This is a genomic window from Jatrophihabitans endophyticus (genome assembly GCF_900129455.1).
Taxonomy (GTDB): domain Bacteria; phylum Actinomycetota; class Actinomycetes; order Mycobacteriales; family Jatrophihabitantaceae; genus Jatrophihabitans; species Jatrophihabitans endophyticus.
Window position 1 is genome coordinate 269,194 of sequence record NZ_FQVU01000004.1, and the last position, 21,015, is coordinate 290,208.

18 protein-coding genes are annotated in these 21,015 nt (G+C 74.0%); 10 read left to right on the plus strand and 8 right to left on the minus strand.

Annotated elements, in window-relative coordinates; translation table 11 throughout:
* Positions 1 to 62: 62 nt before the first annotated feature.
* Together BUE29_RS15855 and BUE29_RS15860 are read right to left on the minus strand one after the other, a co-directional pair.
* Positions 63 to 1,232: a CoA transferase gene (locus tag BUE29_RS15855; protein ID WP_200800248.1), complete on the minus strand. Its 1,170-nt coding sequence runs from the start codon at positions 1,230 to 1,232 to the stop codon at positions 63 to 65.
* Positions 1,225 to 2,298, minus strand: a complete 1,074-nt coding sequence (locus tag BUE29_RS15860; protein ID WP_073391399.1) for an enoyl-CoA hydratase/isomerase family protein — start codon at positions 2,296 to 2,298, stop codon at positions 1,225 to 1,227. Before BUE29_RS15860 ends, BUE29_RS15855 begins: the two co-directional genes overlap by 8 nt.
* 304 nt (positions 2,299 to 2,602) lie before the next feature.
* Between BUE29_RS15860 and BUE29_RS15870 the strand changes: the two genes are divergently transcribed.
* Positions 2,603 to 3,079 carry a PaaI family thioesterase gene (locus BUE29_RS15870; protein WP_073391401.1) on the plus strand — a complete coding sequence of 159 codons (477 nt, stop codon included), beginning with the start codon at positions 2,603 to 2,605 and terminating at the stop codon, positions 3,077 to 3,079.
* A 36-nt stretch (positions 3,080 to 3,115) separates the two neighbouring features.
* On the opposite strand, the gene BUE29_RS15875 is transcribed toward BUE29_RS15870, so the two are convergent.
* Positions 3,116 to 3,631, minus strand: coding sequence for a DoxX family protein (locus tag BUE29_RS15875; RefSeq protein WP_073391402.1), 516 nt, complete (start codon positions 3,629 to 3,631; stop codon positions 3,116 to 3,118).
* Positions 3,632 to 3,640: 9 nt separating this feature from the next.
* Positions 3,641 to 5,260 (minus strand): 3-keto-alpha-glucoside-1,2-lyase-like domain-containing protein, encoded by a 1,620-nt coding sequence (locus BUE29_RS15880; protein WP_084181234.1) that lies wholly within the window; start codon positions 5,258 to 5,260, stop codon positions 3,641 to 3,643.
* Between the two features lie 383 nt (positions 5,261 to 5,643).
* Between BUE29_RS15880 and BUE29_RS15885 the strand changes: the two genes are divergently transcribed.
* Together BUE29_RS15885 and BUE29_RS15890 are read left to right on the plus strand one after the other, a co-directional pair.
* On the plus strand, positions 5,644 to 6,132 hold the full coding sequence (locus BUE29_RS15885; protein ID WP_073391404.1) for an enediyne antibiotic chromoprotein: 489 nt from the start codon (positions 5,644 to 5,646) through the stop codon (positions 6,130 to 6,132).
* Between the two features lie 97 nt (positions 6,133 to 6,229).
* Positions 6,230 to 8,803 (plus strand): HtaA domain-containing protein, encoded by a 2,574-nt coding sequence (locus BUE29_RS15890; protein WP_073391405.1) that lies wholly within the window; start codon positions 6,230 to 6,232, stop codon positions 8,801 to 8,803.
* Positions 8,804 to 8,833: 30 nt separating this feature from the next.
* On the opposite strand, the gene BUE29_RS15895 is transcribed toward BUE29_RS15890, so the two are convergent.
* From BUE29_RS15895 to BUE29_RS15905, 3 genes are read right to left on the minus strand one after another with little or no spacing between them, the layout of a single operon-like run.
* Entirely contained in the window at positions 8,834 to 10,033 is a 1,200-nt protein-coding gene (locus tag BUE29_RS15895; protein ID WP_073391406.1) for an acyl-CoA dehydrogenase family protein, read from the minus strand.
* A gap of 12 nt (positions 10,034 to 10,045) precedes the next feature.
* Positions 10,046 to 11,077 carry a phosphotransferase family protein gene (locus BUE29_RS15900; protein WP_073391407.1) on the minus strand — a complete coding sequence of 344 codons (1,032 nt, stop codon included), beginning with the start codon at positions 11,075 to 11,077 and terminating at the stop codon, positions 10,046 to 10,048.
* Entirely contained in the window at positions 11,074 to 12,231 is a 1,158-nt protein-coding gene (locus BUE29_RS15905) for an acyl-CoA dehydrogenase family protein (RefSeq protein ID WP_073391408.1), read from the minus strand. The genes BUE29_RS15900 and BUE29_RS15905 overlap by 4 nt, the downstream gene beginning before the upstream one ends.
* 74 nt (positions 12,232 to 12,305) lie before the next feature.
* On the opposite strand from BUE29_RS15905, the gene BUE29_RS15910 reads away from it, so the two are divergent.
* The gene (locus BUE29_RS15910) at positions 12,306 to 13,049 is read left to right on the plus strand and encodes an SDR family oxidoreductase (RefSeq protein ID WP_073391409.1); all 744 of its coding nucleotides are present in this window, start codon (positions 12,306 to 12,308) and stop codon (positions 13,047 to 13,049) included.
* 10 nt (positions 13,050 to 13,059) lie between these two features.
* Here BUE29_RS15910 and BUE29_RS15915 read toward each other — a convergent pair whose 3' ends face one another.
* Positions 13,060 to 14,397, minus strand: a complete 1,338-nt coding sequence (locus BUE29_RS15915) for an MmgE/PrpD family protein (protein ID WP_159440885.1) — start codon at positions 14,395 to 14,397, stop codon at positions 13,060 to 13,062.
* Positions 14,398 to 14,532: 135 nt separating this feature from the next.
* Between BUE29_RS15915 and BUE29_RS15920 the strand changes: the two genes are divergently transcribed.
* The 6 genes from BUE29_RS15920 to BUE29_RS15945 all read left to right on the plus strand — a co-directional run bounded on the left by BUE29_RS15920 (position 14,533) and on the right by BUE29_RS15945 (position 20,980).
* Positions 14,533 to 16,140 carry a class I adenylate-forming enzyme family protein gene (locus BUE29_RS15920; protein ID WP_073391411.1) on the plus strand — a complete coding sequence of 536 codons (1,608 nt, stop codon included), beginning with the start codon at positions 14,533 to 14,535 and terminating at the stop codon, positions 16,138 to 16,140.
* Positions 16,137 to 17,330 (plus strand): thiolase family protein, encoded by a 1,194-nt coding sequence (locus BUE29_RS15925; RefSeq protein ID WP_073391412.1) that lies wholly within the window; start codon positions 16,137 to 16,139, stop codon positions 17,328 to 17,330. Before BUE29_RS15920 ends, BUE29_RS15925 begins: the two co-directional genes overlap by 4 nt.
* A 10-nt stretch (positions 17,331 to 17,340) precedes the next feature.
* A complete protein-coding gene (locus BUE29_RS15930) occupies positions 17,341 to 17,742 on the plus strand; it encodes a Zn-ribbon domain-containing OB-fold protein (RefSeq protein WP_084181238.1) in 402 nt (133 codons plus the stop codon).
* A gap of 29 nt (positions 17,743 to 17,771) precedes the next feature.
* Positions 17,772 to 18,824, plus strand: coding sequence for an alcohol dehydrogenase catalytic domain-containing protein (locus BUE29_RS15935; protein ID WP_073391413.1), 1,053 nt, complete (start codon positions 17,772 to 17,774; stop codon positions 18,822 to 18,824).
* Positions 18,821 to 19,582, plus strand: a complete 762-nt coding sequence (locus tag BUE29_RS15940; RefSeq protein WP_073391414.1) for a crotonase/enoyl-CoA hydratase family protein — start codon at positions 18,821 to 18,823, stop codon at positions 19,580 to 19,582. Before BUE29_RS15935 ends, BUE29_RS15940 begins: the two co-directional genes overlap by 4 nt.
* Positions 19,583 to 19,648: 66 nt before the next feature.
* On the plus strand, positions 19,649 to 20,980 hold the full coding sequence (locus BUE29_RS15945) for a dihydrolipoamide acetyltransferase family protein (protein WP_073391415.1): 1,332 nt from the start codon (positions 19,649 to 19,651) through the stop codon (positions 20,978 to 20,980).
* The last annotated feature ends 35 nt before the right edge of the window (positions 20,981 to 21,015 follow it).

Genomic DNA, 21,015 nt, shown 5'->3' on the forward strand with positions numbered 1-21,015 from the left:
CCAGTCGACGAGAGAAGTCGCCAGTCGACGGGGCGAGTCGCGGTCGAGGGGGGAGGCGCCGGTCAACGGCCCAGCCAGTCGGCGACGACCGCGCCGGTGTCCGAGCCGAGGGACGACGCGGGGGCCGGGAGCGGGCGGGACCGGGGTCGGGCCGCCCGGTGCTCGCCGGCGACCGACTGCGCGGCTGCGCTCTCGCGGGCGACGTCGTGCATCGAGACGTCGACGAGGGCTGCCCGGCCCCGCGCGAGACACTCGGCGGCCGCCGCGGCGGCGACGGCACCGGTGAGCGGGTCGGCGAGCGCATCGCCGGCGAAGACGGGACCCTGTTCGTCCCACGCGACCAGTCCGGCGCCGGCGGCGACGTCGTCACCGAACCCCACCCGGTGCTCCTGCTCGCGGCCGTACGCGGTGATGCTCAGCCATGCCGTCCCCGCCGCGACGACGTCGTCGGCGTCGAGCCCCCAGCGCCGCAGCGCCCGCGGACGTGACGCTTCGATGACCAGATCGGCTCGCGCGACCAATCGCCGCAGCAGCGTGCGCCCCGCCGCCGAGCCGGGATCGAGCGCGGCGCTGCGGTGCCCGTGGTGCAGCAGGTCGTAGAACCCGGCGTGACCCGATCGCGCGCCGTCCGGACGCATCGGGGACTCCAGCTTGACCACGTCGGCGCCGAGCAGGCCGAGCAGGTGCGCACACAGCGGCCCGGCCCACAGCGAGCTGAGGTCGAGCACGCGCCATCGGGCTCCGGCCGCGACGGTGTGGTCGCCCTCGCGTCGGACGACGCCGGGCCGGCCGCCGGTCTCGGGACGGTCGGGCACGCCGGCGGCCGCCAGGCCGAGCAGCGCCGTGCGTTCCACGACCTGGTCCCGGGTGCGGTGCGCACACCAGCGGGCGACCGCCTGCCACGGGTCGTCGGCGACGGCCCGCTCGGTCAGCGCCGGCACGAGGTCGACGTCCGAGGGGCGCGTGAGCGACAGTGCGACCCAGCCGTCCGCGGTCCGCAGCAGCCGGCCCGCACCACCCGCGGTGACGACGCCGCGGCGACCGAGACCGACGAGTGCCGCACGCTCGCCCAGGACTCCGACATCGGGCAAGGCGACGTCCGTCGTCCGGCGACGCAGCCGAGCGAGGGCGCGTTCGACGACTCCGGCGGGATCGCCGGCAGCGACGAGCGGCGGGCGGGTGGCGCGGCCGGTGAGCCACATGGCCCCGCTGCGCGCCCACGCCTCACTCACCGACGCGGTCCCCGAGGCCCCAGTCGAGCACGGTGCCGGCGTCGACGGCGCGGCCGGTGAGCCCGAGGAAGGCCACGCGCCACCGGCCGGTGCGGCGGGTGATCGACACCGTCCCGCCGGCGCCCGGTACGAGCCCCATGCTCAGCTCGGGCAACCGGACGGTCGTGTCCGGCGCCACGACGACGTCGGCGGCGAAGGCCGGCACCTCGATGCCCGACCCGACGCAGGCCCCGTGCAGGTAGGCGGTGACGCGGTCGCGACAGCGGTCCACGCGGGAGCCCACGCTGCGATCGATCCGGACGAGATGGGCGCTCGCCGGGTCGGGCGAGGTGCCGAACTCCGCGAGGTCGCCGCCGGCGCAGAACGCCGGTCCGCGTCCGCGCAGCTCGACGTGGGTGATGCTGTCGTCCGCCGCGACCAGCTCGAAGGCCTCGACGAGCCCGTCACGCATCGCGCGGTCGAAGGCGTTGCGACGACCCGGTCGATCGAGCTCGATGGTGAGCGTCCGGTCGTCGCGGGTGAGCAGGACCGCGGGTTCGTCGGGAGCGGGAACGGCGTGACGTGGACGGGTGGCGAGCCACGCCGCGAACTCGGGACCGGCCAGCAGCGTCGAGTACACGGCCGACTCGGCGGCGATGCCCGCGGTCGGGTCCAGCACCGCGGTCTGGCGCAGGAGGGCCACGAAGGCTGCCGTGGCACGCGGTGCTCGCGCGACGGTGGCCGCGATCTCGGCCAGTGCCGCGTCCGGATCGGCGACGGCCATCTGTGCGGGGGAGTCGGCCGTCCTCGCCACGACCGTGCAGTCGAGCTCCGCCACGATCGTGCAGTCGAGCTCCGCCACCAACGGGCGGAGCTCCGCGGCGACGCCGGCACGAGCCGTTCCGACCAGGACCCCGACCCGTCGCCGGCGGGCGGCGCGCACCGCGGCCGCGACCTCGTCCCGGTCCTGCGGGGTGCCCACGTCGACGACGGTCAGCGTGTCCACCGGCGTGCCGTCGGCGTCGAGGCGTAGGTCGGTGACCGGTGACCGGGCGGCGAACTCCGCGGCGGTGAGTGGTTCGGTCACCCGTCGGTCCTTCCCCGGTGCGTGCGGGAGGTCGATGCGTCCTTCGTGCCGTGGGATCCCACGAGGGTGAGCATGCTCGTCAGCGGAGAGTGAGCTCGACCCGCGGTCACTATCTTGTCCGAGATCTCGCTGAGTTGGCGGGCGACCCCGAGGAGGACGAAGTCGATCAGCCTGCCCGACGCGTGTGCGTCACGCGGCCTCTGCTGCGGCGCCGATCGCACTCGCCGTCGGCCGCGCGCGGTCGTAGCGCAACGGTCCGGACACGGGAGTCGGTCGTGCGGACCGCGTGCGCGATCATGGCGCCGTGGACGAACCGAGCATCCAGCAACGCTTCTTCCCCGACCTGCCGTGCTTCGGCTGCGGGCCCGCCAACGCCAAGGGGCTGCGCCTGCGCAGCGTCGATGCCGGCGACGGGGTCGTCTCGGCCGAGTTCCTGCCGTGGCCAGAGCACGACAACGGGCTCGGATACCTCAACGGTGGGATCATCGCGACGCTGCTGGACTGCCACGGCGCCGCGGCCGTGGCGCTCGCCTCGGAGCGTCTCGGGCTGCCGGCCGACGGCACGCTGCGGTTCGTCACGGCAGGCCTGGACGTCAGGTATCTGCGTCCCTCCCCGCTCACCGAACCGGTCGGGCTCGTCGGCCACGCGGTCGAGGTGGACGCCGAGCAGATGACGATCGCCACCGAGCTGAGGTGGCAGGACAAGCCGCGGGCGACCGCCACCGCGGTGTGGAAGCGCTGGCACCCCCGATCCGCGGGAGCCGGCCCGCGCACGCACTGATCACCGGGCAGCGGCCGCGTGTCCGGCCGTGGTGCGTCACGGCACCGCGGGCTTTCGCCAGAACGCCGCGAGCTGGGCCACGGCCCCGGTGACCCCCAGCCCGGCCGCCAGCAGCGCGCGCCGCCCGGGCGTGCCGACCCGGTCGAGGCCGACCAGTCGGTCCACGCTGTAACGTCCGCTGCCGAGCGCGGCCAGCGCGACGCTGACGGCACTGATGAAGCCGGTGTACTCCCAGCCCTCGGCCGTGACGAAGTACCCGTGGGGGCGGTGCACGGTCGCGATCGCGACGCTCATCGTGCCCACGACGGCGGCAGCGGACAGCGGCGTGACCGCACCCGCGACGATCGCGCTGCCGCTGCCGATCTCGACCACTGCCGAGAGCTTCGCCTGCAGCTCGGGCTGCTCGAAGCCGATGGCGCCGAACCAGCGGGCGGTGCCCTCGAGACTGCGGCCGTGCCTCACGCCGTGGGCGATCATCGTGCCGCCGACGGCGGTGCGCAGCAGCAGGCGGGCGAGATCGGCGGACTCCGGGAACGGGGCGCGACGTGTCATGGCACGACGCTAGGGCACCGGCGGTGCGGCACCGTCCCCGCGCCCGAGGTCGACATCGGTGTAGGAGAAGCGGTTGTCGTCGTCGTCGAGGTAGGTGTGCAGCGAGGGTGAGTAGGTGACGACGTCGATCCGCGACTGCGCGGGGAAGACGCGGAAGATCCGCAGGTAGCCCTGCCCGCCGCGCATGCTCTGGTAGTTGGTGAGGGTCTGGTAGACCGGCCGGCCCGCGTCGTTGGTGCTGACGAGCCGACCGACGGAGTAGGTCACGCCCGGCCTCGTCGGGGCGATGACGTGACCGCTGAACGCGAACTGCACGTTGGGGTGGGTCAGGACGAACCGGTCCCGGATGGCGGTGCCGTCGTTCAGCGTGGGGTTGTAGGAGCTGGGCAGGTACTTGTCGCCCGGCTCGCCGCGCACGGCGTCGTTCTGGCCGAGGTAGTCGTGAGTGAGCAGGATGACGTGCCGGGCGGGGTAACGGTCGGCGATCTGGCCGGCCCAGAGCAGCACGTCGTCCGGTGCGCCGAACGTCAGGTTCAGGACCAGGAAGTCGACCCCGCCGGCGCTGAAGAGGTGGTAGGTGTCGCGGGAGTCGTCCCGGGCGAAGCGCCCGTCGACGTGGTAGTCGGTCAGCTTCCCGATCAGCGCGTTGAACGGGGCGGTGATGACCGGGCGGGGATAGTCGTCCTTGCTGGTCTGCACGTCGTGATTGCCGGCCGCCACCACGAAGGGGATCTTGCCGCCGAGCTGGTCGAGGCCGGTGACCGCGTTCGACCACTGCCGCGAGTCGGTCAGGTCGTCGACCACGTCTCCCTCGTGCAGCACCATCGCCAGGTTCTGGTCGGCCCGGTTGGCGGCGAGCCACCGGGTCTGCGCGTTCAGGACCTGGGGCGCGTCCCGGACCTCGTACTGGGTGTCGGGCAGGACCGCGATCGAGAAGAAGTCGGTGCGGACGGATGCGGTGACCGAGTCGAAGGTCGTCGGGGCGCCCCAGGTGTAGAGCCCGAAGCGGCCGGCGGGCAGGGTGGCGTCGTGGGCCCGTGCGACGGTCGCGCCGTCGAGCAGGACGGTGAGGTCGGCACCCACGGCGACGACGCGGATGCGGTACGAGCGGCCGGGTCGATAACCGACGACGCGGCTCTGCGCCAGCGTTCGGTACCGCCCGCCCACCTTGGCGACGAGCCGGCGGTACTTGCGCTCACGGTCCATGCTGAAGCGGTAGTAGTTGTTGCGGTCGGTGTAGCGGAACACGACGCCGAAGGCGTCGTCGTCGGCCGTGTGGGCCGACACCGAGAAGTCGTAGTCGCGCCACCGCGGGCTGCCGGCGACGAACATCGTCCCCGGCTTGGCGATGCTGGTCGGCGCGGCCGAACCGCCGTAGACGTTGCTGGTCTGCTGCAGCGCCCCGTTGCGCGCCACCCACTTCGCCGGCCCCGCGGCGGTTCCCTCGGTGACCGCGGTCCAGCCGTCCGTGCGCCCGTTGTCGAAGGTGTCGGTGAAGCCGAGCGGATGCTCGATCGTCGGGAGGGGCGCGGCCGCGGCGGCGGTGGCCGCCGGGACCGCCGCCGTCGCGACGGTGGCTCCCACCACGAGCGCGATCACCGCGGCACGGACACGACCGGCCTGAAGCATGGCTCCCCCCCGAGCCCCCGTGCCCCCTTCTCCTGCGAAGGCCGGGCACGACGTCGGCGACACCCTATGTCAGGCGACGGGGGGCCGCGCGGCGAGTCCGGGCGGGCGGTCGGCACCGCCGAGTGGCGGGCCGCGCGAAAGGGTTCCGCACCGCCCGCCCGTGCGCTAACTTAGGCATGCCTAACCCGCGACCCCCGGTCGCGGACGGCACCGTCCTCACTGCGGCGTGCAGGCCGAGCGAGGACGGGCACCGCGGCTTTCGCCGTCCCGCGTCCGGTCGTACCGGGCGCGAGTGGTGCGGCTGCGGCCTGCAAGACCTCGCGCCGTTCAGCGCGGGCACCGTGAGAGGCCGAAGCGCCTCAATAGTAGGAGGGCTGTTCGCCATGCCGCAAAACATCTCGACCCCCGTCCCGGACGGCCGGCGTCGCCGCCGCACCGCCGCTCTCGGCGCCGGAGTTCTCGGTCTCGCACTGGGCGGAGCGCTCGTCGCCGCCCCGTCCGCGTTCGCCGCGGGAACGCTGACCGTCACCCCGTCCACCGGTCTCGGCAGCACGGCCAGCGTGACGGTCCGCGGGACCGGGTTCACGCCGAACGCGAGCCTCTACGTCGCCGAGTGCGACGTCACCGCCGCGGCGGGAACGGCCTGCAAGCAGGCGTCCTACGTCGTGGTCACCACCAACGCGTCGGGCGCGTTCGGCCCGACCACGCTGTCGGTGAGCAAGACGTTCACCGGCTGGAACGGCGCGACCGGCACCAGCGGTGCGACGGTGACCTGCAAGGGCGCCGCCACGGCGCACCAGTGCGCGGTGCAGACGTCCAACACGGCGAACGGGGCGGCCGACATCGCCACCCGCAACATCACCTTCGCCTGACCCACGCCGCACCGACGGTCGCCCGCTGCCCTGCGCAGCGGGCGACCCGGCGGCGACCCGCCCGACCCGACTCACCGCCCGAGAACGGACCCGCCCCATGTCAGCACCGCCCGTCGCCCGCCTCCTCGTCGCCGGCGCGATCACCGTCGTCACGGCGCTCGTCCCCGCGGTCGCCCCGGGGGTGGCGCGGGCCGAGAGCACGGCGATCACGACGGGGTCGTTGCACTGGGGGTTCAAGCAGTCGTTCCGCTCCTACGTCACCGACGCCGGGATCGCCACGAGCAAGCCCGCGACGCGAGCGGCGGACGGCGCCGTCGACTTCCCCCTGTCGAAGGGCACGTACGACGCCGCCTCAGGCACTACCAGCGTGACCTTCACCGGCGGAGTGCACTTCCGTGCCCACGCCGACGGCAGCGGCGGGTACCTGCTCGACATCACCCTGAGCAGCCCGCAGCTCACGCTCTCGGCCACAGGGTCGACGCTGACGATGGCGGTGACGAGCCGGCAGCTGCTGGCCGGCGACCAGGGCGGGCCGGTCAAGGACTACGGCCGCATCCCCGTCGCGAACCTCGACCCCGCGTCGGGGACGGTGCAGCCGGCCGCGGCCGCGACCGGCACCACCGCGTGGTCCGCGATCCCGGCGACGTTGACCGCGGACGCGGTGCCGGCGTTCCTCGCCTACCCCACCGGCACCGCGCTCGACCCCGTCGCCTTCCGCTACACGGGGCCGGGGGGCGCGCCCCGGTCCGACGAGGTGTTCACCGGTCCGGCGGCGCCACTGCTCGAACGCGCGGCCACCTGGTCGGACCCCAAGGCGCTGAGCCTCGACGCGTTGTACCCCGACCCGGCCCGCGGTCTCGTCTACGTGGTGCGCGGCAACAGCGTCAGCCACGCCGTCCAGGTGCTCGACGCGACCACGATGGCCGAGCTCGGTGGTGACGGCGCGCTCGGCACCTCGACTGCGTACCTGAACGCGTTCGATCCCGACACCGGCACCGTCTTCGCGTTGCAGGACGACGGCACGCTCGCCGCGGCCCGCTGGACCGGCAGTGCCTGGGCCACCGACACCGTCGCCACCGTGACCGACACGGTCACCGGCCTGGCCTGGGACCGGGCGCACCACCGGCTGCTGGCGATCGGCACGACCGACTCGGCGGCCGCGGTCGTCGGCTGGACGCACTCCGGCGGGCAGTGGGACGAGACCACCTACGCGCTGCCGGCACCGCCCGCGGCCAGCAGCATCGCCGACGGTTGGTACGGCCGGCCCCGCCAGGTCCGCAACCTCGCCGTCGACGGGGACGGCACGCTCGTGCTGGCCCGGACCTCGCTCGACTCCGGCACCGCGGCCCCGGCCGTGCTGCGCATCGCGGTGAGCGCGCCCGGTGCGGCGCGCGCCGGGGCCGCCGCGACCGTCAGCCAGCTCGCCGGGACCGCGTTCGCGGCGCCGGCCGGCGACCCCGCCCCCAACGTCGGGTACTCGCAGGTGGTGGCCGGCGGTGACGGCAGCCTGTACCTGCTGCGCAACCAGAACACCAGCACCGTCACCCGGCTGACGGCGACCGGCGTCGACCGGCAGGTGACGCTCCCCGACACCATCGTCGCCGGCATCGCCGTCGACGACGACGCGGTGATCTACGCCGGCGCGCCGAACAACAAGCAGCTGATCGCGATCCGCGACGGCGTGGTGCTGCGTCGGCAGGCGGTGACCGATCTCGGGTCCCGGCTCACCTTCGTCGTCGCGACCGGGGCAGGGCACAGCGTCTACGCCGAGACCCGCACCGCGTTCCCGCTCGGCGTCACCCGCTTCACCCGCGCCGGGCTGGGCCCGAGCGTCACCGGGCAGCCCGCCGCGGCCCACGTCGCGGTGACCGGGGCCGGCGACAGCGCGGGCGTGACCTTCACCGCCACCGGGGACGGCGACCCGCAGCCCACGGTCCGGTGGCAGGTCCGGACCGCCGGGGCGGCCGGTTTCACCGACGTGCCCGGTGCGACGGACGGCACGCTGAGCGTCGACGCGACCGCGACCGACGACGGCAGCGCCTACCGCGCGGTGTTCACCAACGCGGCCGGCGCCATCGCGAGCGAACCCGCCGCGCTGCAGGTCGACTCGCCCGCCTCGATCACCGAGTCCCCGTCGGACAGCACGGTGGTGGCCGGTCGCGACGCGTTCTTCGCCGTCACCACCGCGGGCGGCCCGGCGCCGACCGTCACCTGGCAGGCCGACAGCGGCGCGGGGTGGGTCGACGTCACGACCGCCACGCCGGGGTACCGCCTCACCGGCACCGCCCTCGCCGTCACCGGGACGAGCACGGCGCAGACGGGCCTGCGGGTCCGCGCCACCGCCGTCAACGCGCTCGCCACCGCGGTCTCGGACCCCGCGATCCTCACCGTCACCGCGGCGCCGACCCCGCCGGGCGGCAGTGCGACGGCGACCCCGTCGACCGGTGTCACCGCCCCCACGACCGCCCCCACGACGACCGGAGCCGACGCCGGTGCCGACACGGTGACGGCGGTCGCGGTGGACGCGGCCGGACCGGGCAGCGCGGCCGGCGCCACCGCCGCGACGGGCGTGGACGTGCGCGGCCTGCTGCTCGCCGGCGCCGTCCTCGCCGTGGCCGGCGCCGCCGTCACCGCGACGGCACGCCGTCGCGCCGCCCCGCGACGCCGCTGAGCGGCCGGCACCCCGTCACGGCCGCGCGCGTCACCGTGCGGCCGCCCGCCGGAACTCCTCGCGGGCGACCGTGCGGCGGTGGACGGCGTCCGGCCCGTCCACGATGCGCAGCACCCGGGCCCACGCGTAGAAGTAGGCGAGCGGGAAGTCGTCGCTGACGCCGGCGCCGCCGAAGATCTCGATGGCACGGTCGATGACGGCGGTGGCGACGGCCGGGGCCGCCACCTTGATCGCCGCGATCTCGGTGCGCGCACCCTTCGCGCCGTGCCGGTCGATCAGCCACGCCGTCTTCAGCACGAGCAGGCGGACCTGCTCGATCTCGATGCGCGAGCGGGCCACGAGCTCCTGCACGACGCCCTGCTCGGCCAGCGGCGCACCGAACGCGACGCGGGTGCGGGCACGGTCGACCATGAGGGCCAACGCCCGCTCCGCCATGCCGAGCGCGCGCATCGCGTGGTGGATGCGACCGGGGCCGAGGCGGGCCTGCGAGATGGTGAAGCCGTCACCCTCGGCGCCGAGCAGGTTCGCGACGGGCACACGGACGTCGTCGAGCACGAGCTCGGAGTGCCCGTGCTGGTCCTGGTAGCCGAAGATCGGCAGGTGCCGCGCGATGTGCAGGCCGGGTGTGTCCCGGGGGACGAGGACCATCGACTGCTGCCGGTGCGCCGCGGCGTCCGGGTCGGTCTTGCCCATCACGATGAACACCTCGCAGCGCGCGTCCGCCGCCCCCGTGATCCACCACTTGCGACCGTTCACGACGTAGTCGTCGCCGTCGCGCTCGATCCGGGTCGCGATGTTGGTCGCGTCCGAGCTGGCGACGTCGGGCTCGGTCATCGCGAACGCCGAGCGGATCGTGCCGTCGAGCAGCGGCTCGAGCCAGCGCTCGCGCTGCTCGGGCGTGGCGAACAGCTCGAGCGTCTCCATGTTGCCGGTGTCCGGCGCCTGGCAGTTGATGGCCTCCGGCGCGATGACCGGCGACCAGCCCGAGATCTCGGCGACCGCGGCGTACTCCAGGTTCGACAGGCCCGAACGGGCGGGCAGGAAGAGGTTCCACAGGCCACGGCGTCGCGCCTCGGCCTTGAGCTCGGCCATCACCGGGGGATGCGCGTGCTCGCCGTGCTCGGCCAGCCAGGCGCTCCACACCGGTTCGGCCGGGAACACGTGCTCGTGCATGAACGCCCACATGCGCTCGCAGGCGTCGTGGGCCGCGGGGGAGAGGTCGAAGTCCATGGCGTCTCCTGATCAGGCGGGAACGAGGCTGAGACCGCTCTCCGCGGTGGCGGCGATCTCGGCGCGGAGGTCACCGAAGTCCTGCCCGTCCATCGCACCGGCCTGCACGCGCCGGTGGATGCCCGCAGCGATGACGGCGAACTTGAAGTGCGCGAACGCGCGGTACCAGCCGAGGTCGTCGATCGGTATCCCGGTGCGGGCGGACCAGCGCTCGGTCACGTCGTCGACCGTGGGGAAGCCGGGCTGGTGGGTCACCGCCGCGATGAGGCTGGGGATGACGGCCGCGGCGTCGGCCCAGTAGAACGCGAACATGCCGACGTCGGTGAGGGGATCGCCCAGGGTGGACAGCTCCCAGTCGAGCACCGCGGCGATGCGGCCGTGGTCGTGCGCGTCCACGACGCAGTTGTCGAGGCGGTAGTCGCCGTGCACGATCCCGGCGGCTCGGCTCGCCGGGACGCGGGTCGACAGCCGCGTGCACAGCTCGTCGACGGCGGCGACCTCGTCGTCGCGGCTGGCCTCCCACTGCTGCCGCCACCGCCGCAGCTGCCGCGGCACGAAGCCGTCCGGCCGGCCGAAGTCGGCCAGCCCCACGTCCGCCGGCCGGACTGAGTGCAGGTCGGCGAGGGTGTCGACCAGCGCCGCGCCGACCGCGTGGCGGCCGGCCCTGGTCGGGGCGAACCCGGCCGGCAGGGCGTCACGCACGACGAGGCCGGGAACCCGCTCCATCACGTAGAAGGGCACGCCGAGGGCGTCGCCGTCGTCGACGAGCAGGATCGTCGCGACGGGGACCTCGGTGCCCGCCAGTGCCCGCTGCACCCGCGCCTCGCGTCCCATGTCGTGGGCCGTCGCCAGCACCGCGCCGTCGGGGGGCCGCCGCAGCACGAGCTCGCCCGCCTCGCTGGCCAGCAGGTAGGTCAGGTTCGACTTGCCGCCGGCGATGAGGGTCGCCCGCGGCCGTCGCCACCGCTCGTCGCCGGTGACCTCGGCGAGCAACGCGCCGACGACGTCGGGGCGCGTGAGCCGGTCGGTGGCCGGTGCGCTCACAGCACGGCGCGATCGTGCAGCAGCTCGCGCGCCACGATGTGACGCTGGATCTCGGAGGTGCCGCCGCCGATCTCCATGAGCTTGGCGTCACGCATGAAGCGCTCGACGGGGTACTCGTCGGTGTAGCCGTTGCCGCCCAGGATCTGGACGGCCTCGCTCGTGGCCTTCGCCGCGACCTCGGAGGTGAACACCTTGCACGCCGAGGCCAGTGCGGTGAGGCCGTCGCCGCGTCCCTCGTCGAGCGCCTTCGCCGTGGCGTAGGTGAGCGTGCGGCCGGCGGCGACGCCGGTGAACATGTCGGCGAGCTTGGCCTGGATCAGCTGGAACGACGAGATCGGTCGCCCGAACTGCTCGCGTCCCCGTGCGTAGTCGAGCGCGACGTCGAGGGCGCCCCGGGCGATGCCGACGCTCTCGGCCGCCATCACGATGCGCTCGCTGTTCAGCCCGGCCATCAGGATGGCGCGGCCGTCGGTGCCGGAGCCGATCACGGCGTCGGCGGGCAACCGCACGCGGTCCATGGCGAACTCGCCGGTGGGCGAGCCGCGCCACCCCATCTTGTGGAACGACCGGCCGCGCGACACCCCCTCGGCGGTGAGGTCCACGACGAACAGCCCGAGCTCCCGGGAGCCGGGTTCGCCGGTGCGCGCGTACACCAGCGCGAAGTCCGCTACCGGCGCCGTCGTGATGAACGTCTTGGCGCCGGTGATCTCCCAGCCGTCGTCGGTGCGCTCGGCACGGGTGCGCATCGACATCGCGTCCGATCCCGCCTCGGGCTCGGTGATGGCGAGGCAGCCGATGAGCGTGCCGTCGCACAGCCCGGGCAGGTAGCGACGCTTCTGCTCCTCGGTGCCGTGCCGGACGAAGCGGGCGACGACGAGGTCGGCCTGGTGCAGCAGGGTCGCCGTCGTGGACAGGCAGACGGCCGCCAGCTCCTCGCCGACGATGCACATGTCGGTGACGCCCAGCCCGCCGCCGCCGTACGCCTCCGGGGCGCACATGCCGAGGATGCCCAGCTTCGCCGCGTCGTCCCAGCTCTCGCGCGGGAACTCCTGCTCGCGGTCGAGGCGGCGCGCCCGCGGCGCGACCCGGTTCTTCGCGAAGTCGCGGACGGTGTCGCGCAGCGCGACCTGCTCGTCGGTGAAGTCGATGATCACGGCACGGACCCCTCTGGCTCTCGGACGGCCTACTCTATAGACTGACCGTCCGTACGGTAAGTGAGAGGAATCTCGTGGCGAAGTCGTCCGCGCTGGTCACCGGCGCATCGCGGGGCATCGGCCTCGCCATCTGCCGTGCGCTGGCCGCCGACGGGCACGCCGTCACGATGGTGGCGCGCAACCCGGTCGCCCTCGCCGCCGCGCGCGACGAGATCACGGCGCAGGGCGGGGAGGCGTACGACCTCACCGCCAACGTCGCCGACGAGGCGGACGTCCTGCGGATCGTCGAGGCGCACCGGGACCGGTTCGGTTCGCTCGACGTGCTGGTCAACAACGCGGGCATGGGCATTCCGTCGCCCCTGAACGGCCAGTCGGTCAAGCAGATCGACCTGCAGCTCGCGGTCAATCTGCGCGCGGTCATCCTCGCGACCCAGGCGGCGCAACCGCTGCTGGAGAAGAGCGCGGCCGCGACCGGTCGTTCGCTGGTGGTGAACGTGGCCTCGATCAGCGGCAAGGTCGGCTCGGCCGGTCTCAGCGTGTACGCGGCGGCGAAGCACGGCATCGTCGGCTTCACCGACTCGATGAACCGCGAGCTCTACGCCAGTGGCATCCGTTTCGTCGCGCTGTGCCCGGGCTACGTCGACACGTCGCTGAGCGACTACGTCAAGGAGCACCTGGCGCCGGCCGAGATGGTCCGCCCCGAGGACGTGGCCGAGTCGGTGCGCTTCCTGCTGCGGCTCTCGCCCGCCTGTCTCGTCCCCGAACTGATCTTCCAGGAGGCCGCGGCACTCGGGCTGCGGTCGATCCCGCTCGGCTGAGGGCGACACGTCACTCCCGGACGATGGCGGTCACGAGGTCGCGAACCCGCCTGTGCTCCAGCTCGGCGATGCAGTCGACCAGCCGTTGCAGTGCGTCGTCGCTCAGGCCGCGCTGGTCGGCCGCGTCGGCCAGGCGCCGGTGCACCTCGGCGAACGTCCAGTCGAAGCCGGGCGGCGTGGGCAGCGTGTCGCTGTCGTGTTCCGTTCCGTCGGCGTGGACGACGATGCGGCAACGACCCGGCGTCAGGTCCGGGTCCGCGACGACCTCGATGCGGCGCGCCAGCGTCGTCACGGCAACGTCGTCCACCGCCTCGAGCATGCCGCGGGTGACCGTGCCGTGCAGGATGCCCGCGGCGAGGCAGAACGGGGCGCTCATCAGCGCGCCGTTCGCGCTCGCGAACGGTCCACGACGATCCGTGCCCGGGTAGGCGGCCTCCGACGGCGGTAGCAGCACCCGAACGGCGTCGACCTGGTCACCGGAGTAGCCGAAGTGGGTGCCCATGGCGACCACCACGGTCACCGGCATCTGGTTGATCGCGCAGATCGGGTACGGCTTGTACGTGACATCCAGGACGCGCCAGCGCGTCCCGAGCGCCGCCGCAGCAGCGTGGGGCGTGCGCGAGCCCGTCAGGGCCGGGTAGAGCCCCGCGGCGCCTTCGAGCGAGTCGGGCGCCGCGATCGCACCGGACGCGGCCAGTTCGGCGGCGAGCAACCCGTTGCGGCCGGCGACGCCCACCTGGTACTGCCACTCGTCGGTGCCGGCGAGCCACGTCTGCCCGGTGCCACCCCCGAACGCCGCGGCGAGACCGATCGCGGACGCCGTCCGTCCTGCATCCAGACCCAGCAGCCGGGCCACGCCTGCGGCCGCCGCGATACCGCCCAGGACGCTCGACGGGCGGAAGCCACGAGCGGCGCACGCGGGCCCGACATCCACCCCGACCGCCGCGCCGACCTCGTAGGACGCGAGCAGCGCGGCCATGAGATCGGCACCCGACGAGTCCAGCGTCTCGCCCACGGCGAGCAGGGCGGGCAGGCTCGTCACGGCCAGATGAGCGATGGCCGGCAGGTAGGTGTCGTCGCGGGCGCTCGCGTGCATCATGGCGGCGTTGGCGACGACCGCGCGATCGCGATGGGTGCGGGTCCCGTCGTGCAGCAGGGTCGCCGCCGACGGACCGTCGTACGGCAGGGCGGCCGCCAGTCCGGCCGACGAGATGCCGGTGAGCGCTCCCGCGCGGAGCATTCCCAGGTTGTGGAGCAGGTTCGTCCGCAGCTTGGTCACGACCGCGGCGGGCGCTGCATCCACCCGCAACCCCGCGGCGAACCCGGCCAGCTCGGCACTCTGGTGCATGCGCATCCCCTCGTCGAGGCTTGCTCGCTGTCTCGTGCCGACACTATCTTCTGACCGTACGTACGGTAAGTAGATTCCTGCTCGTCGTGGGTAGTCGACACCAGGACGGGCGAACACCGAGCAGGAAGAGGCGCGATGACCGATCTGCCGAGCAGCGCGACCGGATACGACGTCGTGGCGGGCCGGACGTGGATCGCCTCGTTCGCGCGATTGGTCGGGGCGGACCCGGACGGCGTCGCCATCGAGGACGAGAGCGGCAACCGCCTCCTCCGGCGTCGTCTCGCGCTGCGCGCGGCCGGCGCGGCGGCGCAGCTGCGGACGCGCGGAGTCACCGTCGGCGACCGCATCGGGGTCCACCTGGAGAACACCCTGGACAACGCCGTCCTGGTGCTCGCGCTCGGAGCGCTCGGTGCGGTGTGCACCCCGGTGAGCCCGAAGTTCACCCGTCCGGAGATCGAACGCCAGGTGCGGGCGTGCCGCCTCCGGCTGTTCGTCACCGACGCCGCACCCGACGGCGAGCTGGTGTCGGGTGATCTCGGGGCGCCCGTGGTCGGCATCGCCGACGTCGTCGACGCCGTCGACACCGTCGACACCGTCGACACCGTCGACACCGTCGAGGCGGCCGAGCAGCGGTTGGCGGCGTTCCTCCGAGATGCGGACGCGCGTACCGCGGACGAGCCCGCCACGATCATCTGCACGTCGGGCTCGACCTCGGCGCCCAAGCCGATCGTGCTCTCGCACGGCAATCTCGCCTTCGCCGTCGCGTCGTCCCAGGCCTACTACGCGCTGAGCCCGCTGGACGCCGGCCTCACCGTCTTCCCGTGGTGCCACTCGAACGGCCACGTCAACCAGCTGCTGTGCTGGCTCGCCCTCGGCGTCCGGATCTGCGTCGCCGACCGGTTCACCGCGAGCGGCTTCCCGGGTCAGCTCGCCCGCTTCGACCCCACCGTGGCGCCCCTGAACAGCACGCACGTCAAGATGGTGCTCGCCAAGCTGCCCGCGGACGTCGGTCGCGTTCCCTCGCGGCTGCGCATCGTGCCCACGGCGTTGGATCAGGCGCCGGAGCTGGTCGAGCGGTTCACCGAGGTCTTCGGTGCGCTGCTGCGCAAGGTCTACTACCAGACCGAACTGGTCGCGCCGGTGACGGTCTGCGACCTCGTGCCCACGCGGACGACCGTCAACGACAATCCGATCGGCCACGTCGCGCTGTCGCACGAGATCCGCGTCGTCGACATCGACGGGAACGACGTCCGAGCGGGGACGCCCGGGGAGATGCTCGTACGCACCCGGGTCCGCTGGGGTGTCGCGTCCGGGCGCATGGACCTCGACACGGGCGAGCTGGTCCGCAACGACCCCGCAGCCTGGTGGCACACGGGCGATCTCGCGATCGCGGACCCGGACGGCTTCCTCTACTACGCCGGCCGCACCAGCGAGATGATCAAGCGCGCCGGCCACAACGTGGCCATCCCGGAGGTCGTCGAGACGCTGGTCGCGCACCCGGCCGTCCAGGAGGCCGCCGTCATCGGCGTGCCCGACCCGGTCCGCGAGGAGCAGATCGTCGCGTTCGTGGTCGGGGACGTGACCGAGGGCGAGCTCGTCGCCTTCTGTACCGAGCGGCTCGCGCGGTACAAGGTGCCGTCGGTGGTGGTGACGGTGTCCGCGTTGCCCCGCACGGACATCGGCAAGCTCGACACGAGATCGCTGCGACGACGGTGGAACGAGAACGACGCGGTGAGTCGATGAGCGCCGCCGCCGCCGTCACGGGGATCGTCGACAGCCCGCTCGGCACCGTCGCCCGCAGCACGATCCAGACGGCCGTCGACGTCGCCCGCGCGGCGGTGGCCGATGCCGGCCTCCGGCTGCAGGACATCGACGGCCTGATGAGCCTCGGCGTGCTTGCGGCCGAGAACGGCCGCGACGTGCACCGGCACCACGTCCGGCTCGCCGAGCAGCTCGGCCTCGGACCGTTGCGTTACACCGGCACCAGCAAGCTGGGCAGCGGCGCGGTCGGCGAGACCCTGCGCGAGGTGAGCCTGCTGGCCGGCGCCGGAATAGTCCGCCACGTGCTCGTCGTCGGTGCCGACTCGTTGCGCACCGGGCTGGGACGTGACAACGCGCAGGCGGCCTGGATGGACTTCCACGACCAGGAGCTCGAGGGCCCCTACGGTCACACGGCACCGTCCACCTGGGCCACCCACGCCCAGCGCTACGCGCACCGGGTGGGGTGGAGCGCGGATCGGCTCGACGAGGCGATGTCGCACGTCGCGGTGTCGGCGCGCAAGTGGGCCGTGCGCAACCCGGCGAGCAGCTACGAGGACGAGCTGACGATCGAGCAGGTGCGCGCCTCGCGGATGGTGTCGGACCCGCTGCGGATTATGCACTGCTCCCGTGCCATCGACGGCGGCAGCGCCGTCGTGGTGTCCGCGGTCGACGCCATCGACGCCGACAGGCGCGACCGTGCCGCGTACGTCGTGGGCACGGGAACGCGCTACGGCTACTACTACTTCGCAGGCCCGGGCGACATCACCGAGTCGGTGCACGAGTTCGCCTCGGCGAGCATCGAGGAGGCCTACGCGGCCTCCGGTCGGGGGCCGTCGGACATCGACGTCGTGTACCCCTACGACGGGTTCGCCATCATGCCGTTGCAGATCCTCGAGGCCGGTCGCTTCGCCGAGCGCGGTGAGGCGGTGCACCTCTACGAGTCCGGGGCGACGTCACCGGGCGGGTCGCTGCCGTGCAACACGCACGGCGGGTCGTTGAACCACGGCCTGCCGGCGTTCCCCGCGGTGCTGTTCCCGACCACGGAGGCCGTGCGGCAGCTGCGGGGCGACGCGAGCGGCCGCCAGGTGCCCGACGCGCAGAACGCCCTCGTCCACGCGTGGTCGGGCGTCGGACGCATCAACGCCTCGTTCGTCCTGAGTCGCACACCGTGAGGAGCCGGCCGTGAACCCGATCAGGTTCCGCACCGTGACGCCGACCGAACTCGGCGTCGAGTACTGGGAGCAGACCGCCACCGGCGTGCTGCCGCTGCGTGAGTGTCGTGAGTGCGGGCGCAGCCGGCAGTACCTCACCGCCGTCTGTGGGAACTGCGAGAGCGTCGAGTGGCGCTGGGTCGCCGCCTCGGGTCGCGGCACGGTCTACGCCGCCTCGCTCAACCACTACCGGATGACCGACGAGTTCCCGGACGAGTACGTCGTGGCGATGGTCGACCTCGAGGAGGGCGTACGGGTCATGACCAATCTCGTCGGGCCCGGGGCGGCCGACGCCCGGATCGGAGCACCGGTGCACGTCGTGTTCGAGTCGTTGGACGACGGCAAGAAGGTACCCGTCTTCGCTCTTGACTGACCGGTCGTACGGTCAGCTACTGTGTCGGCATGCGGGCGCTGCGATGGCACGGTGCGAAGGACGTCCGGCTCGAGGACGTCGCGGTGGATGCGCTCGGCCCGGACGAGGTCCGTGTGCAGGTCGCGTACTGCGGCATCTGCGGCAGCGACCTCGCCGAGTACCGGCAGGGCCCCGTGGCGATCCAGGACCGCCCCCACGTGCTCACCGGCCACCGACCGCCGGTGACGCTCGGCCACGAGTTCGCCGGCACCGTCACCGCGGTCGGCGAGCGGGTCCGCGGCGTCGCGGTCGGCGACCGCGTCGCCGCCGACGCCACGCTGCGCTGCGGCGTGTGCCTGCCCTGCACCAGCGGGCGCTACAACCACTGCGCGCTCGGCGGGTCGATCGGGCTCGCCTGCGACGGCGCGATGGCCGACTCGGTGCGCATCCCCGCCTACTGCGCGGTGCCGCTGCCCGACGAGGTCCCGCTGGCCGCCGGCGCGTTGCTGGAGCCGTACGCGGTAGCGCTGCACGCCCTGGACCGCGCCGCGGTGCCGGCCGGCGGGCGCGTCCTCGTCTCGGGGTTCGGGCCGATCGGCGCGGCGGTCGCCGAGGTCGCCCACGCCCTGGGGCTGCGGGTGCTCGTCAGCGAGCCGAACGCGGCGCGCCGCGCCGCCGCCGAGCGGCTCGGTCACCGGACGATCGAGGCGGCCGGCGACGCGCGGACGGCCGCGCGTGCGATCCGGACCGCCACGGCCGGGGGCGCGGACGCGGTGATCGAGTGCAGCGGATCCCGGGCCGGCCTGGAGTTCGCGCTCGAACTCACCCGCCGCGGTGCCGACATCGTCGCGGTCGGCCTGCCCAAGGAGCCCATCACCCTCGACGCGGCGCGACTGATCCTCTTCGAACGGGGACTGCTCGGCGCGCTGGGCTACCAGAACGACCTGCCCCGAGTGGCCGGCATGATCGCCGCGGGCGTGCTCGACCCGACCCGACTGGTCAGCCGCGTCGTCCCGCTCGCCGACGCGGCGGCGGAGTTCGCGCGGCTCACCGCCGAGCCGGGCGCGGACCTCAAGGTGCTGCTGCAGCCGGAGCCGGCGTGAGCAGCGTGCGCACGGCGGTCGACGGCGCCGTGCTGACGGTGACGATCGACCGCCCGGCGGCGCGCAACGCGATCGACGCGGCGACCGCCCTCGCCCTCGCCGACGCCTTCGCCACGCTCGACCGGCGCGACGACCTGCGCGCGGCCGTGCTCACCGGCGCCGGGGGCAACTTCAGTGCGGGCATGGATCTCAAGGCCTTCCTGCGGGGGGAGTCCCCGGTCGTCGACGACCGTGGTTTCGGTGGGCTGTGCACCCGGCCGCCGGCGAAACCGCTCGTCGCCGCCGTCGAGGGCTGGGCGCTGGCCGGCGGCTGCGAGCTCGCCCTGGCCTGCGACATCGTGGTGGCGGGGCGCACGGCGCGCTTCGGGCTGCCCGAGGTCCGCCGCGGCCTGCTGGCCACCGCCGGCGGCACCGCACGGCTGCCGCGCCGCGTGCCGCTCGGCGCCGCCATGCTGCTGGCGCTGACCGGCGAACCCGTCGTCGCCGACGAGGCCCACCGGCTCGGTCTCGTCGACCGCCTGGCCGACGGCGGCGACGCGCTGACGACGGCACAGGCGATCGCGCGGACGATCGCGGCGAACGCGCCGCTGTCGGTCGTCGCCGGCAAGGCCGCCGTGCTGGCGGCCCACGACACCACGCTGGCCGAGGCGTTGGCCGCCGCGGCGCACGACGCCGAGCACATCGCGGCGTCCGACGACGCCCGCGAGGGCGCCACCGCCTTCGCCGAGAAGCGCGCGCCCCGATGGACCGGCCGATGAGCGCCGACGCTCCGCCGCGGTCGGCGCCCCTGTCGACGAGCACCGACCACTGACCGAGGAGAACTCGTGCACATCGTCCGGCTTCCCCGGCTCGGCCAGACCATGGAACAGGGCATCGTGACGGCCTGGCACGTCGCGCAGGGGGCGGCGTTCGCCGAGGGGGACGTGCTCTACGAGGTCGAGACCGACAAGAACGCCACCGAGGTCGAGGCCAAGCAGGACGGCGTCCTCGTCCGGATCGTCGCGCCCGGCGGCGGGGCCGAGATCGCCGTCGGCACCGTCCTGGCCGTCGTCGCCGAGCGCGACGAGTCGCCGACGGACGCCGAGATCGACGCGCTGCTCGCCGGCGCCGACGAGCCCGCGGCCGACAGCGCGTCCCCTGCCCCGAGCCCGGCGGCCGAGCCGACCCCGCTACCCGAGCCGACCCCGCTACCCGAGCCGGCCCCGCCCGTCCCACCCGCCGCTGCGCGCAAACCGCCCGCCCGCGCCACCGCTCGCCGCCGCGCGGCGCTCGCCGTCCCCGCGGCCCGCCGGCTCGCGCGGGAGCTCGAGGTCGACCTGGCCGCGGTCGCGGGGTCGGGCGAGAACGGTGTCGTCCGTGTCGTGGACGTCGCCCGCGCCGCCGTCTCGACCGCAGCCCGCAGCGTCGCCCGGGGCGCGGGCGACCCGGAGCCGATCGTCGCCCCGCCGGCCGCGCCCCGCCTCGCGGCCGGGACCGGGGCCGCGGAGTCGGCGGCGGTGGCGTCGCGGATCCCGGTGCAGGGCATGGCCCGGGCGATGGCCGAGTCGATGGCTCGCTCGTGGGCCGTCCCGCAGTTCACCCAGCAGATCCGCCTCGACGCCACCGCGCTGGCGGCGCGGCTGCGGCGGCTGCGCTACGAGGGCGTGCCGGTCAGCTACAACGACCTGATCGTCGCGGCCACGGCTGCCGCCGCCGTCGAGGTGCCGGCGGTCAACGCCTCGTTCACCGGGGCCGAGATCGTCCGCTACGCCGAGGTCAACGTGTCGATCGCCGTGGCGACCGACCGCGGCCTGTTCGTCCCGGTCGTCCGGCGTGCCGACTCCCTGTCCGTTGCCGACATCGCCGCCACCAGCAGGCAGCTCGCGGAGCGGGCGAAGCAGGGACGGCTCGGCACGGCCGACCTGTCCGGCGGGACGATCACCGTCTCCAACCTCGGCGCCTTCGGCGTCGACAGCGGCATGCCACTGCTCAACGCCCCGCAGTGCGCGCTCGTGTTCGTCGGCTCGCTGGCCGACCGTCCCGCCGTCGTCGACGGGCAGCTGGTCGTCCGCGCCCAGCTCGACGTGGCCGTCGCCTACGACCACCGGGTCGTCGACGGCATGACCGCGGCCGGCTTCACCCGCGCCCTGCGCACCCGCCTGGAGGCCGGCGGCTGACCGCCGCGCGCCCGTCCCACCCGCCCGTCCCTGGA